The 13,160-nt window shown below is 62.5% G+C and carries 11 protein-coding genes; 6 read left to right on the forward strand and 5 right to left on the reverse strand.

All coding sequences use genetic code 11. The annotated features are described in order from the left end of the window. The first annotated feature begins 85 nt into the window (after nt 1–85). The gene (locus tag K3725_RS13380) at nt 86–1,378 is read left to right on the forward strand and encodes an O-acetylhomoserine aminocarboxypropyltransferase/cysteine synthase family protein (protein WP_260015811.1); all 1,293 of its coding nucleotides are present in this window, start codon (nt 86–88) and stop codon (nt 1,376–1,378) included. Between the two features lie 59 nt (nt 1,379–1,437). On the opposite strand, the gene K3725_RS13385 is transcribed toward K3725_RS13380, so the two are convergent. Further along, a complete protein-coding gene (locus tag K3725_RS13385; RefSeq protein ID WP_260015812.1) occupies nt 1,438–2,157 on the reverse strand; it encodes an SIMPL domain-containing protein in 720 nt (239 codons plus the stop codon). Between the two features lie 178 nt (nt 2,158–2,335). Here K3725_RS13385 and K3725_RS13390 point away from each other — a divergent pair, with 178 nt between their 5' ends. Further along, nucleotides 2,336–4,825 carry a hypothetical protein gene (locus tag K3725_RS13390; protein WP_260015813.1) on the forward strand — a complete coding sequence of 830 codons (2,490 nt, stop codon included), beginning with the start codon at nt 2,336–2,338 and terminating at the stop codon, nt 4,823–4,825. A 162-nt stretch (nt 4,826–4,987) separates the two neighbouring features. Here K3725_RS13390 and hppD read toward each other — a convergent pair whose 3' ends face one another. Continuing rightward, nucleotides 4,988–6,088: a 4-hydroxyphenylpyruvate dioxygenase gene (gene hppD / locus K3725_RS13395; protein ID WP_260015814.1), complete on the reverse strand. Its 1,101-nt coding sequence runs from the start codon at nt 6,086–6,088 to the stop codon at nt 4,988–4,990. A gap of 151 nt (nt 6,089–6,239) precedes the next feature. Here hppD and K3725_RS13400 point away from each other — a divergent pair, with 151 nt between their 5' ends. The 3 genes from K3725_RS13400 to K3725_RS13410 all read left to right on the forward strand — a co-directional run bounded on the left by K3725_RS13400 (nt 6,240) and on the right by K3725_RS13410 (nt 9,965). Next, nucleotides 6,240–6,695: an Lrp/AsnC family transcriptional regulator gene (locus K3725_RS13400; RefSeq protein WP_260015815.1), complete on the forward strand. Its 456-nt coding sequence runs from the start codon at nt 6,240–6,242 to the stop codon at nt 6,693–6,695. A 67-nt stretch (nt 6,696–6,762) separates the two neighbouring features. After that, entirely contained in the window at nt 6,763–7,983 is a 1,221-nt protein-coding gene (locus K3725_RS13405) for a PAS domain-containing protein (protein ID WP_260015816.1), read from the forward strand. Nucleotides 7,984–8,072: 89 nt separating this feature from the next. Continuing rightward, complete coding sequence (locus tag K3725_RS13410) at nt 8,073–9,965, forward strand: cation:proton antiporter (protein ID WP_260015817.1); 1,893 nt, start codon at nt 8,073–8,075, stop codon at nt 9,963–9,965. 53 nt (nt 9,966–10,018) lie between these two features. Here K3725_RS13410 and cobT read toward each other — a convergent pair whose 3' ends face one another. Continuing rightward, nucleotides 10,019–11,035, reverse strand: coding sequence for a nicotinate-nucleotide--dimethylbenzimidazole phosphoribosyltransferase (gene cobT / locus K3725_RS13415; RefSeq protein WP_260015818.1), 1,017 nt, complete (start codon nt 11,033–11,035; stop codon nt 10,019–10,021). A 100-nt stretch (nt 11,036–11,135) separates the two neighbouring features. On the opposite strand from cobT, the gene cobS reads away from it, so the two are divergent. Beyond that, entirely contained in the window at nt 11,136–11,894 is a 759-nt protein-coding gene (gene cobS / locus K3725_RS13420) for an adenosylcobinamide-GDP ribazoletransferase (RefSeq protein WP_260015819.1), read from the forward strand. A 71-nt stretch (nt 11,895–11,965) separates the two neighbouring features. On the opposite strand, the gene K3725_RS13425 is transcribed toward cobS, so the two are convergent. Both K3725_RS13425 and fdxA read right to left on the reverse strand, forming a co-directional pair. After that, complete coding sequence (locus K3725_RS13425; protein WP_260015820.1) at nt 11,966–12,475, reverse strand: CarD family transcriptional regulator; 510 nt, start codon at nt 12,473–12,475, stop codon at nt 11,966–11,968. 300 nt (nt 12,476–12,775) lie between these two features. Further along, entirely contained in the window at nt 12,776–13,114 is a 339-nt protein-coding gene (gene fdxA, locus K3725_RS13430) for a ferredoxin FdxA (RefSeq protein ID WP_019294695.1), read from the reverse strand. Nucleotides 13,115–13,160 lie beyond the last annotated feature (46 nt).

The raw sequence follows: 13,160 nt of genomic DNA on the forward strand, positions 1-13,160 counted from the left end.
GCCGCTGCGGCATTCGCGCGATTGCCTTCCGCGCGCAGCCATGCTGAGGTGCGCGCAACAGAAGACCTCTCAGGGAGACATACAGATGACCGACGCCCCGTCCTATGGGTTTGACACCTTGCAAATTCACGCCGGCGCCAAGCCGGACCCGGCCACCGGCGCACGGCAGACACCGATCTATCAGTCCACCGCGTATGTCTTCCGCGATGCCGAACACGCGGCCGCATTGTTCAACCTTCAGGAAGTCGGCTTCATCTATTCGCGGCTGACCAACCCCACAGTGGCAGTGCTGCAGGAGCGCCTTGCGACGCTGGAGGGCGGTGTCGGCGCGGTCTGCTGCTCCTCCGGCCACGCGGCGCAGATCATGGCGCTGTTCCCGCTGATGGGCCCGGGCTGCAACGTGGTGGCCTCGACCCGTCTTTACGGCGGCACCGTCACCCAGTTCAGCCAGACCATCAAGCGCTTCGGCTGGTCGGCGAAATTCGTCGATACCGATGATCTGGACGCGGTGAAGGCCGCGATCGACGAGAACACCCGCGCGGTGTTCTGCGAATCCGTGGCCAACCCCGGCGGCTATGTGACCGATATCCGGTCGCTTGCTGACATCACCGATGGCGCGGGCATTCCCCTGATCGTCGACAACACGTCTGCCACGCCGTACCTGTGCAACCCGATTTCCCAAGGCGCGACGCTGGTGGTGCATTCGACAACCAAGTACCTGACTGGCAATGGCACCGTCACCGGCGGCTGTGTTATCGACAGCGGCCAGTTCGACTGGTCCGCAAATGACAAGTTCCCGTCGCTGTCAGAGCCGGAAACCGCCTATCACGGCCTCAAGTTCCACGAAACCTTCGGCCCGCTGGCCTATACCTTCCACGGCATCGCAATCGGCCTGCGGGATCTGGGAATGACGATGAACCCGCAGGCGGCGCATTACACGCTGATGGGGGTCGAAACGCTGTCCCTCAGGATGCAGCGGCACTGCGAGAACGCCCGCAAGGTGGCCGAATGGCTGGAGAATGACTCCCGCGTCGACTATGTGACCTATGCCGGGCTGCCGTCCTCCCCCTATTACGAGCGCGCCCAGGCCTGCTATCCCAAGGGCACCGGCGGGTTGTTCACCTTTGCTGTCAAGGGCGGCTATGAGGCCTGCGTCAAGCTGGTGGATTCACTGGAGATTTTCAGCCATGTGGCCAACCTCGGCGATACCCGCTCGCTGATCATCCACTCGGCTTCGACCACGCACCGGCAGCTGACCCCGGAACAGCAGGAAGCAGCAGGTGCCGGTCCGAATGTGGTCCGGGTCTCCATCGGCATCGAAGATGCGGACGATCTTATCCGCGACCTGGATCAGGCACTGGCCAAATCCTGCGGCTGAGGCCTGCCCCACCTTAAAGGAAAGGCCGGGCTCCCTGCCCGGCCTTTCTTCGTTTGATGTTACTCGCTGCCCGGCACGGTCATGTCGAACACAACCGAGACATTGTGGGTAAAGCTCAGTTCCCCGGCCTCAATCGGCATCGCGTCGCTGCGGGCCATTTCCATGGCCATCATCGGACGGCCGCCGCCGCCGCCATGCTCTGTGATCGAGCGCACCGGCCCCAGCTCCATGCCCGCGGCATCCGCCAGCTGCTGGGCTTTGCGGATGGCATCCTTGACCGCCTCGCCGCGGATCTGGTCAATCACTGCGGCGGGATCAGACACGCCGAAACTCAATCCCTGGAACCGGTTCGCCCCTGCAGCCAGAACCTTGTCCAGAACCGGACCCAGACCGTCCAGATCCCGGACCCGCACCATCAGCGTGTTAGAGGCCTCGAAACCGGTAATCTCGCGCCGGCCGCCGCTGTCATAGGAACGGTCCTGCGACCAGACAGGGCGCATGGATATCTGCTGCGTCTGCATGTCCTCGGCGGCGATGCCGCCCTCCTTGAGCCGGGTGATCACCGCCCCCATGGCTTGCGACACTGCGGCCATGGCGGCAGCGGCTTCCTCGGCTTCCTCCGTCACACCCAGGGTGATCGTTGCCAGTTCAGGCGGCACCTGCAGGGTGCTTTCACCATTTACGGTAATCTGGCGCGGCGGCACGGTTTCGCTTGCGGCCAGGGCGCTTGCGCTCATCGACAGCATCAGCGCCGCTGCCAGAAGTTTCTTTGCCTTCATGCTGAAAAAGCTCCTTTTCCGAATGCCCCTTAGATGGGGACGGCAAACCGCCGCCCGCAAGAGCCTGGAGATGTCTTTTCCTTTAACTCGGCAGGTTCCTGCTTTAAGGTCCGCAGCAAAACACCGGGCGTGCTATGCGCCCCCGGGCAGTATGGATTTGGATGGTTTGACCCAAAGCATGAAACCGGCCTTTGCTCTTTCGCTTTCCGCCGACGGGATCGCATTGATCTACCGCGCAGAGGACGGCTGGAGGAGCGTCGCCAGCACTCCATTTGACACTGACGACCTTCCCGCCGCATTGGCCGCAATCCGGTCTGATGCGCTGCGGCTGGCGCCGGAAGGGATTTACAGCAAGCTGATCCTGCCCAATGATCAGATCCGGTATCTGAGCATTGAAACCGGCGGCTTGCCCGCCGCGGAACGGATCGCGGCGGCACGGCAGGCGCTGGCAGGCGCCACACCGTATCCGGTGGACGAACTCGCCTTTGATATTTGCGCTGACGGCAGTGTAACCCATGTGGCCGCAGTGGCGCTGGAAACCCTGGATGAGGCCGAGACATTTGCGGTTGAACATGGCTTCGGGCCTGTCAGTTTCGTGGCGGTGCCAGAAGACGGCGGTTTCCAGGGGGAGCCGTTCTTTGGCACCACCCGGGCGATCCGGGGCACCGAGGTCGAACCAGATAATACGGCGGTCAAGGCAATTGGCGCTGTTCAGCTGCCCGATCCTGCGCCAGCCAGTGACGTCGAAGACCAGGCTGCTGCACCTGAGGCCGAAGAAACCCTCATCCCAGCCCCCCCTTCCGAGGAAGCGGCAGCACCAGAAGAAACATCTGGCGCTGACGAGAAACCGGACACCCCGAAGACGCCCCCCAGGCAGGAAGGGCCGGAAACACCCGGGGACGCTGCATCCGTGCAGCCTGTCCCCGCTGCAATGCCAGCAGGCGTGCCGCCTGCGCCGCCAGGCGTTTCCCTAGACGGAAGCGCTCCTGCCCCGGCGGCCGCAAAGCCGGATACGCCAGAAAATACCGGCCTCCAGGCGCAGCCGGACGTGCAAGGGAGCGAGGAGAAGTCTCCTGCCGGGCCGCTGCCTGCGGCAAAACCAGGGCCTTTGGTCCTGACTGACAGAAGTCCAAGCGCTGCAAAACCTGGAACGGTGAAAGCGCTGGGACCGGCAAATGCCGTTCCCGCAGAGGAAAAGGCCGGACCGGCACGAACGATTCCGCCAGCTCCAGCCGCCTTGCGTGCCCCGTCCCCCGCCGCACCGGCCCCGCGGCCCCAATCTGCGCCGGATCGCAAGGCTGCAACTGGCGGCAAACGGCGCTCGTTCGGCCTTGCTCTGACAGCCGCGCTGCTCGCGGCGGCAATTGCCGCCTGGGCGCTGTTGCGCGAGGACGGTTTTCTTGCCGCGCTGATGGAAACCGGCAGCGACCTTTCACCTGCCCCAGCAATCATCAGCAGCGAAACCGCTTCCCCCCAGCGTTCAGGCGCAACCGGAACTGCAGAGGAAATCGCACCGCAAGTCAGCGTGCTGGCCGATCAGCCGGACCCTGGGTTCGCCGATGCCGGCCTCCCCGAGGCCAGCGATACGGATGCGGGCCCCACAGCCGAAGATGAAGCCGCTGCTGATGGCGTCGAACCGCCGGAAGAAGGAACCGGCACTGCTTTCCTGGAACCGGAAACCCTGCAGCCTGGTGCCGCGGACACACCTGTGCCCCCCGAACTGGATGAGCTGGCCCTGGCCGCGCGCTACGCGGCGACCGGTGTCTGGCCTGTGGCGCCGCAGCTTGACGGCATCCCGGCAGCTGCCGGGCTGGATGAGCTTTACACCGCGTCCGTGGACCGCACCGAATTTGCCGCTGACGCCGTGGCCCTGCCAGACCCCCGGTCCTATGATCAGGATGACGTGCCGGCGGCAGTTGCATCCCCTGCTGCGGCAGGGTCGGCCTTTGATCTGGACGCACGCGGCCTGGTCAAGGCAACACCGGAAGGGGCGCTCAATCCTGATGGCATCACGGTTTACCTGGGCCGCCCTGGCAAAGTGCCGCCGCCTGCACCGGACCGCAGCGACCCGGCTGCCGAAGCGCTGGCAGAAGAAGTCGCCCGAAATCAGGTGCTGTCACGCAAACGGCCCAAGGCGCGCCCGTCTGATCTGGCGGAACAGGTGGAACGGGCCCAGAATGGCGGCCTCAGCCGCGCCGAACTGGCCAGCCTGCGCCCCCGCCACCGTCCTGCAAGCCTGAAACCGGCAGAAGAGGACGACCTGCCGGTCACCGCGCAGGCCATCGCGTCCTCCGTCGTGCCGCGCGGCCGCCCTGCCAATTTTGCCAATCTGGTCGACCGCGCCCGCCGCAATTCACAAAACCAGGTGCAGGTTGCTGCCGCTGTTCCCGCCGCCGCAGCCGCAACGCCGCCGCGCATTCCGACCAGCGCCTCTGTCGCCCGGCGCGCCACCGTCAATAATGCAATCAACCTGCGCAAGCTGAACCTGATCGGCGTCTATGGCACAGCAGCCAACCGCCGCGCCCTGGTGCGCCTGCCCTCAGGCCGCTACAAGAAGGTGCAGGTTGGCGACCGCATCGACGGCGGCCGGGTGATCGCCATTGGCGAAAGCCAGCTCCAGTATCAGAAAGGCGGCCGCAACCGCACCCTGACAATGCCCAAGAGCTAAACGCAGAGAAATCAGTTTCGGACGTGAAGGCAGCCGCTGCGCCGTGCTGCGCGGCAAGCGCCGGCACTATTGCCCGCTTGCAATCGCCATTACGGGCAAATCCCAGTTGCACAAAGCCGGGCCTGCAGGACAGACCCGGCTCATTCGTTCCTCAGCCCGCGCTTATTCCGCAGCCTGGATTTCGCCGCTTTCGATCTGCTCACGCTCGATCGATTCAAACAACGCCTTGAAGTTACCCTCTCCGAAGCCGTCATCGCCCTTGCGCTGGATGAACTCAAAGAAGATCGGCCCGATCACGGTTTTCGAGAAGATCTGCAGCAGGATGCGGGTCTCGCCGCCGTCCACCACGCCTTCACCGTCGATCAGGATGCCGTGTTTTTTCATCCGGTCCAGAGGCTCGTCATGGCCGTGCACCCGTTCCTTGGACAACTCATAATAAGTGTCATTCGGACCGGGCATGAACTTCAGGCCCTTTTCGGCAATCGCATCGGTGCTGGCATAGATATCCTCGGTGCCAACCGCGATATGCTGGATGCCCTCGCCGTTATATTTTTTCAGGTAGGACACGATCTGGCCGGTCTCACCGCGGTCTTCGTTGATCGGGATCCGGATCCGGCCGCAGGGTGAGGTCAGCGCACGGCTGAACAGACCGGTGTACTTGCCCTGGATATCAAAGAAACGAATCTCCTTGAAGTTGAACAACTCCACGTAGAACTTGAACCACTTGTCCATGTTGCCCTTGTAGACATTGTGGGTCAGGTGATCGAGGTAATAGAAGCCGTCGCCGCGCGGCTTGGATTGCTTCAGCCACTCAAACTCCTCGTTGTAGGGCGAGGTGTCATAATACTGGTCGATGAAGTAGATCAGAGAACCGCCAATACCCTTGATAGCCGGCACGTTCATGACCTTTCCCGGGCCTTCATAAGCTTCCGCGCCTTTGGACACGGCATGCTCAAAGGCCTTCTGCGCGTCAGCAACCCGCCATCCCATCGCAGGGGCGCAGGGGCCGTGTTCGTCCACGAATTTAGCGGCAAAGCTTTCCGGGTCAGCATTCAGGATGTAAGTGACATCCCCCTGCTGCCACAGTTCCACCAGCGGCTGACCCTTGCGATGGCCAACCAGTTCGTAGCCCATGCGGGCAAACAATGCCCGAAGTTCAGCCGGCTCCGGGCTGGCAAACTCAACAAATTCAAAGCCATCCGTGCCGGCAGGGTTTTCCGGCGTGATCTCGGATTTGGGGGCGTTGTGCGGAAAAGGACCCATAGCGCGTCTCCTTCATGTCATTCAGGACAATGTGATTTCTTGAATCAAGAATACCGCATTCACGATGCAGGTTTTCCGCATAGTTTCGCACCAAACCATTGAAATTCGCGCAATTCCCGCGCAATAGTCTGAAAAACAGGAGCAATCACGCATGCTTGATCCAACCGACACCAAGCTGCTCGCAGCCTTGCAGAGAAACGCGCACCTCACGGCTCAGGAATTGGGCGACCTGCTGAACTTGTCACCAAGCCAGGCCGGGCGGCGGCGCCAGCGGCTGGAGGCTGAGGGCTTCATCGAGGGCTACGCCGCCCGGCTGAATCCGGCCAAGCTGGGGCTGGCGGTCCAGGGATTTGTGCAGGTTCATCTCAGCAGCCACGGGCCGGAGCAGTCCAGAGGATTCTCCCGGCTGGTGGCCAGCCAGCCGGAAATCACTTCGGCCTGGACCATGACCGGCGAGGCCGATTACCTGTTGCGCGTCTACTGCACTGACCTGCAGGCGCTGAACACGCTGATCCACGAGATTCTGCTGCCCCATCCCGGAGTCGCGAGGGTTCAGAGCCAAATCGTGATGGCACAATTAAAACGCGACGCGCCGCTGCCAACTTAACCAGCTGGGAAGGATTTGAGCTTAAAGATAAAGCGAAGACTATTGTAACCCAAAGTGGAACTGTTCCGTGTCCTTTGTAGACCGCCGTGTTGAAACCCGCCCAACCAGCGGCGAGGCTCCGTTTGGCCTCAATGAGGTGTTTTTCTCAAGAACCGACAGCCGTGGGGTGATCCGCGCCGGAAACTATGTTTTCCGCCGCGTCGGCGCCTACCCATGGGAAGAATTGATCGGCGCCCCCCACAAGGTGATCCGCCACCCCGATATGCCTAAAGGGGTGTTTTCGCTGTTCTGGGACACCATCCAGCGTGGTGAGAGCATGGGCGCCTACGTCAAGAACAAAGCCAAGGACGGGCTGTACTACTGGGTGTTCGCCGTGGTGGTCCCATGTCAGGACGGCTATCTGTCGGCCCGCATCAAACCCAGCAGCAAGCTGTTTGATGAGGTCCGCGGCCAATACGCGAAAATGCTGAAGCGTGAAAAGGAAGAAGGCCTGAAGCCGGAGGAAAGTGCCCGCGGCCTTCTCGACTGGCTCAAAAGCCAGGGCTACGAGAACTATCATCAGTTTGCGGCCCATGCCCTCAGCCAGGAACTGATCGCGCGGGATAAGGGACTGGGAAACCAGGCGCATGCCCGGATTCAAGAACTGACAAGCATGCTGCGGGACGCGGAAAAACTGGCAGAGGAAACCGATGGGCTGATTGCGGACTTCGATGCCATGCACACCATTCCGCACAACTTGCGGGTGCTGGCCTCCCGCATCGAGCCTTCGGGCGGCCCTGTCACGGTCCTGTCCCAGAACTATGGCGCCATGTCCAGGCAGATGTCCGATTGGTTCGGTGCCCACGTGATGGGTGAGAACAGCAACTTCGCCAAGATCAAATCCTCCGTGAACGACAGTCTGTTTGTCGAGGGGATGGCCCGCATTCTGATCGAATGCGACACACAACTGCAGAAGGAGCGCCGCGACCTGGGCGAAGCTGATATGGAGTCGGAGCGCACGATCCTCGGCGATCTGGTCAAGCAGCAAGTCAAGCGCTCAGAAGACGGCATGAAGGAAGTCGATGAGGAAGCCGCGCGCATTACCAGCGCCTGCCAGATCATGCACCGCCATTTCCTGGGCCTCAGTTCAACCCGGGTTCTGCTCAAGATCGAAAGCGCCCGGCTGACTGATTCCGGGGAGACCCTGGCCGACATCATCGACCAGCTCGGCGGCTTCCAGGAACGGATCTCCCGGCGCCTGGACCGGATCGCAAGCCTCAGCGAAGACATCCGCATGCTGGAGCAATAGCGCCCCGCAGGCGCTCATTTGCCATAACAGCAACCCCGGCCCTTCTAAAGCCATTGCCAAGGTACCGGCGGGCTTGCGATACCTGTTTTATGGAAGAGTTTTTCTATCAGGCAACCATTTACCTGGGCGCTGCGGTCATCGCAGTGCCGCTGGCGGCGCGTCTCGGTCTGGGATCGGTCCTGGGGTATCTAGCGGCCGGCATCGCAATCGGCCCAGTACTCGGCTTGACCGGTGCCGAAACCGAAGATCTGCGCCATTTTGCCGAGTTCGGAGTGGTGATGATGCTGTTCCTGATCGGGCTGGAGCTGGAACCCCGCGCGCTATGGGCGATGCGGGACAAGCTGATCGGCCTGGGCGGCATGCAGGTTACCGCGTCGACGGTTGTCTTGATGGGCGCGGCCATGGCCATGGGCCAGCCATGGCATGTCAGCCTGGCAGTGGGGCTGGCGCTATCGCTGTCGTCCACCGCGATTGTGCTGCAGACACTATCGGAAAAGGGGCTGATGCAGACCGGTGGCGGCCGCGCGGCCTTTTCGGTGCTGCTGACGCAGGATATTGCGGTGATTCCGATCCTCGCCTTTTTGCCGCTTCTGGGCACCTACGCCATTCCCCAATTCTCTGCCGACGGCTCCATCAGCCGTGAAGCTGCGGGCGGGCACGGCGGCGGCCATGGATCCCTGTCACTGGTAGACGGGCTGCCCGGCTGGGCTGTGGCGCTGGTGACCCTGGCTGCGATCGCCTTCATCATCCTGGCAGGCATCTACCTGACCCGGCCCCTGTTCCGCTTCATCCATGCCTCAAACCTGCGCGAAATGTACACCGCACTGGCGCTGATGATCGTGGTTGGCATTTCCTTTGTGATGACCCTGGTCGGCCTGTCGCCGGCGCTTGGCGCCTTCCTGGCGGGCGTGGTCCTGGCCAACTCCGAGTTCCGCCACGAAATGGAAAGCGACCTCAACCCATTCAAGGGGCTTTTGCTCGGACTGTTCTTCATCACCGTGGGCGCCGGCATAAACTACCGCCAGTTCCTGGCCGATCCAGGCGATCTGATCGGGCTGGCGCTCTTGGTGATCTTCGCCAAGGGGGTGGTGCTGTTTGCCGTCGGCCGTGCTTTCGGGCTGCGCCGGCGCCGGCTGTGGCTGTTCACCCTCAGCCTTGCCCAGGCCGGGGAATTCGGCTTTGTGCTGCTGGCGTTCTCCACCCAGCTCAACGTTCTTCCGGCGGCGCTGTCAGAGAAACTGCTGCTTGTGATCGCCCTGTCGATGCTGATCACCCCGCTGCTGTTCATTGCCTATGACCTGCTGTCCAAGCGCATGGGAGAGCCGCTGCAGGCACCTGAGCCGGACGAAATAGACGAAGAAGGGCCGGTGATTATCGCGGGCATCGGACGTTTCGGCCAGATCGTCAACCGGCTGGTGCAGGCCAGCGGCTTCAAGACTGTTGTGCTGGACCACGATATGGAAGCAGTGCAGCTGATGCGCCGCTTCGGTGTCAAAAGCTTCCTCGGCGACCCCACCCGCCCCGAGCTCCTGAAGGCTGCAGGCATCGCCAAGGCCAAGGTGTTTGTGGTGGCGCTGGACGATCCAGAGGGCGTGGTGAAAATGGTGTCCTATGTGCGCCGTGCCTATCCGGACCTGCACATCATCGCCCGCGCCAAGGACCGCAACCACGTCTACGAGCTGTATCAGGCCGGCGCCGATGACATCGTGCGCGAATTGTTCGACAGCTCAGTCCGTGCCGGCCGCTATGTGCTCGAAAACGTCGGCCTCAGCGAGTATGAAGCGGCACAGGCGGCGCAGACCTTCTATAATCATGACCGCCAGAACCTGCGCGACCTGGCGCAGCACTGGATGCCGGGTGTGCCGGCCAGCCAGAACCCGGCCTATATTGAACGGGCGCAGGAACTGGAAAAAGCAATCGAAAGCGCGATCTTCGAGATGGCCGAGAGAAAGCGCAAGAGGTCGTCGGAAGCTGCAGAATAATAAAACCCCGGCATCAAGCCGGGGTTTTCCGTTTCACGGCGTAGACCAACGGATCAGCCGTCCGACACTCCGGCTTCGGCAAAGGTGGCCATGCCGCTGTGGCAGGCAATGGCGCCCTTCAAAATCTGGATCGCCAGCGCGGCACCGGATGCTTCGCCCAGGCGCAGGCCCAGCGACAACAGCGGCTCCTTGCCAAGTTTTGCAAGCAACGCCGCGTGCGCGCCTTCGGCGCTTTGGTGGCCCGCAACCGTATGGTCCAGCGCGCCATCCGCCGTCTGCAGCAGGCACGCAGCTGCCGCACAGCAGATGAACCCGTCGAGGATCACCGGAATGCGCAGCACACGGGCCGCGGCTATGGCACCCGCCATGGCCGCAATTTCCCGCCCGCCGAGACAGGCCAGCGCATCCAATCCGTCGCGGATTGCACTCCCATGCAGCGCCACACCCTCAGCAACCACACGGGTTTTGTTGGCAAGGCCCGCATCGTCCACGCCGGTGCCGCGACCGGTCCAGTCTGCGGCCTCACCCCCAAACAACGCGCAAGCCAGGGCCGCTGCCGGGGTGGTGTTGCCGATCCCCATCTCGCCAACCACCAGCAGATCCGCAGACGGATCCACAACGTCCCAGCCAGCCTTCAACGCTGCCAGCAGATCTTCCTGGCTCATCGCGGCGCCTTTGGTGAAGTCGGCGGTCGGGCGGTCCAGCTCCAGCGCATGCACATCCATGCGGGCCCCGGCCAGCTTGGCCAGCTGGTTGATTGCAGCGCCGCCGTGCTCGAAGTTGATCACCATCTGCGCCGTCACTTCTGCCGGAAAAGCCGAGACCCCCTGCTCCATCACCCCATGATTGCCGGCAAACACGATCACCTGCGGCGCTGTGATTTCAGGCCGGTCGCTGCCCCGCCAGCCGCCGTACCATACCGCCAGTTCCTCCAGCCGCCCAAGTGCGCCCGGCGGTTTTGTCAGCTGGCCATTGCGTGCCGCCGCACCGGCGACAGACCTTTGGTCCTGGGCCGGCGCACCAGCCAGTGCGGCGCGGAAATCATCAAGGGAGGAAAGCTGTGGCAGCATGTGAAAGCCTCGTTGCATCTGAGTGGTGGACGCGGATAAAGCGGATTGACCCTCTTTAACCGCTAGCAGCCCCGCCGCAAGCACTGCAATAGGCCCGCGAATGCGAAAAAACGACATACAGCCAAAAGACGTGCTGCTGGCACTGGTGCTGCTGACCCGGCTGCCGCTGCCGCAATTGCCGGCGCAAGCATTCCAGCGGCAGGCCAAGGCGGCTTGGGCCTTTCCCCTGGCAGGCCTTGCCGTTGCCCTGCCTGCGGCACTGCTGGCCGCGCTGGCGCTTGCTGCCGGGCTGCCTGCTATGGTGGCCGCGGGTCTGGCGCTGGCAGTGCAGGTGATGCTGACCGGCGCCATGCATGAGGACGGGCTGGCCGATACCGCCGACGGGCTTTGGGGCGGGTTCACCCGCGAACGGCGGCTGGAAATCATACGGGACAGCCGCATCGGGGCCTATGGGGTGATCGCATTGATCCTAGGCCTGGGCCTGCGCTGGAGCGGTCTGGCAGCGCTGTTTGACGCCGCGGGCGTCTGGCCGCTTCTGGCACTTGCATTGCTGAGCCGGGCCGTGATGCCCGCATTGATGGCCGCGCTTCCCAACGCCCGTTCGGCCGGTCTGTCGCAGACCGTCGGGCGCCCCGGCACCCTGCCATGCCTCCTGGCCGCCGGGCTGGCCATCCTTCTGTCGCTGCCGCTTATTGGCGGCACTGCATTTGCTGCGGCTTTGGCGATGGGCGCCGCTGCGGCCGGACTGGGCCGGGTGGCAAAGGCCAAGATCGGCGGGCAGACCGGCGATATCCTTGGCGCCTCCCAGCAAGTTGCTGAGATCGCAGGCTTGCTCACCCTGCTTGCGCTCTGCAGCTAGACTGCCTTCAGACGCGAAAAGGGCCGTGCCAATTCAGGCACGGCCCCGTCAATTCAAAGTCACCGCAAATGTCAGGCAGCGCGGGAGGTCAGGACCTCATCCACCTGCTTGGCAGCAGCAATTTCATCATTACCGGAAACGGCGGCCACTTCCCGCGTCAGGCGCTCCAGTGCAGCCTCATACAGCTGACGCTCGGAATAGCTTTGCTCGCGCTGGTCGTCAGTGCGGTGCAGGTCGCGCACCACCTCGGCGATAGAGATCAGATCGCCGGAGTTGATCTTTTGCTCATACTCCTGGGCACGGCGCGACCACATGGCGCGTTTGACCTTGGCCTTGCCCTTCAGCGTCTTCATCGCCTGGGCGATCACGTCCGGCGAGCTGAGGGAGCGCATGCCCACTTCGGTCGCCTTGTTGGTCGGCACCCGCAGGGTCATTTTGTCCTTTTCAAAGGTGATCACGAAAAGCTCCAGCGCAAAGCCGGCCACTTCCTGCTCCTCGATCGAGATGATCTGGCCGACGCCATGCGCCGGGTAGACCACATACTCATTGGGGCGGAATTCGAGCTTCTTCGACTTGGTCATACAGGTTCTTCCTCACTCATGGCCGGGCGGCACCGGCACTGTGGCGGAAAAAATCTCCAGTTCCGGTCAGTTCAGTTTGACCAGCCTTCAGGACACTTTCTCCGCAGAAATACCGCCCATTATGCGCACCACTGCTACGGCGCACCGGGGGCGGACTCCGATTGTTTATGTCTATTGTGGCTCAAGAATACCATAAAAAAGGGCCGCCCGAAAGGCGGCCTGCTGGCAAGGGCCCGTGAAAACCCGTAGCAATACGGCGGTTTTCCGCACAAATGCGGCATTGCCGCACGAGGCAGAGAATCAGCCGCCTTCGCCGGGCGCCTCGGAGAAGTACTTCTCCATTTTGCCCTCTTCGCCGTCGCGTTCCTCATACCCAGGCATCGGATCTTTCTTGGACACAATCACCGGCCACAGCTCTGCATACTTGCGGTTGAACTCGACCCATTTGTCCATATCCGGCTCGGTATCCGGGCGGATTGCGTCTGCCGGGCATTCCGGTTCGCAAACGCCGCAGTCGATGCATTCGTCGGGATGGATCACAAGGGTGTTCTCGCCCTCATAGAAACAGTCCACCGGGCATACCTCGACACAGTCGGTGTATTTGCAGGCGATGCAGTTTTCCGTCACGACATAGGTCATTGTACCGAGTCCCGTTATCCGTTTGCGCCTAGCTAATCCAGACGCG

Source organism: Leisingera sp. S132 (assembly GCF_025144465.1).
Classification (GTDB): domain Bacteria; phylum Pseudomonadota; class Alphaproteobacteria; order Rhodobacterales; family Rhodobacteraceae; genus Leisingera.

Excerpts from the sequence above, each read along its gene's own strand:
- K3725_RS13380 (WP_260015811.1), top strand. The coding sequence starts at position 86 with ATGACCGACGCCCCGTCCTATGGGTTTGACACCTTGCAAATTCACGCC.
- K3725_RS13385 (WP_260015812.1), bottom strand. The coding sequence starts at position 2,157 with ATGAAGGCAAAGAAACTTCTGGCAGCGGCGCTGATGCTGTCGATGAGC.
- K3725_RS13390 (WP_260015813.1), top strand. The coding sequence starts at position 2,336 with ATGAAACCGGCCTTTGCTCTTTCGCTTTCCGCCGACGGGATCGCATTG.
- hppD (WP_260015814.1), bottom strand. The coding sequence starts at position 6,088 with ATGGGTCCTTTTCCGCACAACGCCCCCAAATCCGAGATCACGCCGGAA.
- K3725_RS13400 (WP_260015815.1), top strand. The coding sequence starts at position 6,240 with ATGCTTGATCCAACCGACACCAAGCTGCTCGCAGCCTTGCAGAGAAAC.
- K3725_RS13410 (WP_260015817.1), top strand. The coding sequence starts at position 8,073 with ATGGAAGAGTTTTTCTATCAGGCAACCATTTACCTGGGCGCTGCGGTC.
- cobT (WP_260015818.1), bottom strand. The coding sequence starts at position 11,035 with ATGCTGCCACAGCTTTCCTCCCTTGATGATTTCCGCGCCGCACTGGCT.
- cobS (WP_260015819.1), top strand. The coding sequence starts at position 11,136 with ATGCGAAAAAACGACATACAGCCAAAAGACGTGCTGCTGGCACTGGTG.
- K3725_RS13425 (WP_260015820.1), bottom strand. The coding sequence starts at position 12,475 with ATGACCAAGTCGAAGAAGCTCGAATTCCGCCCCAATGAGTATGTGGTC.
- fdxA (WP_019294695.1), bottom strand. The coding sequence starts at position 13,114 with ATGACCTATGTCGTGACGGAAAACTGCATCGCCTGCAAATACACCGAC.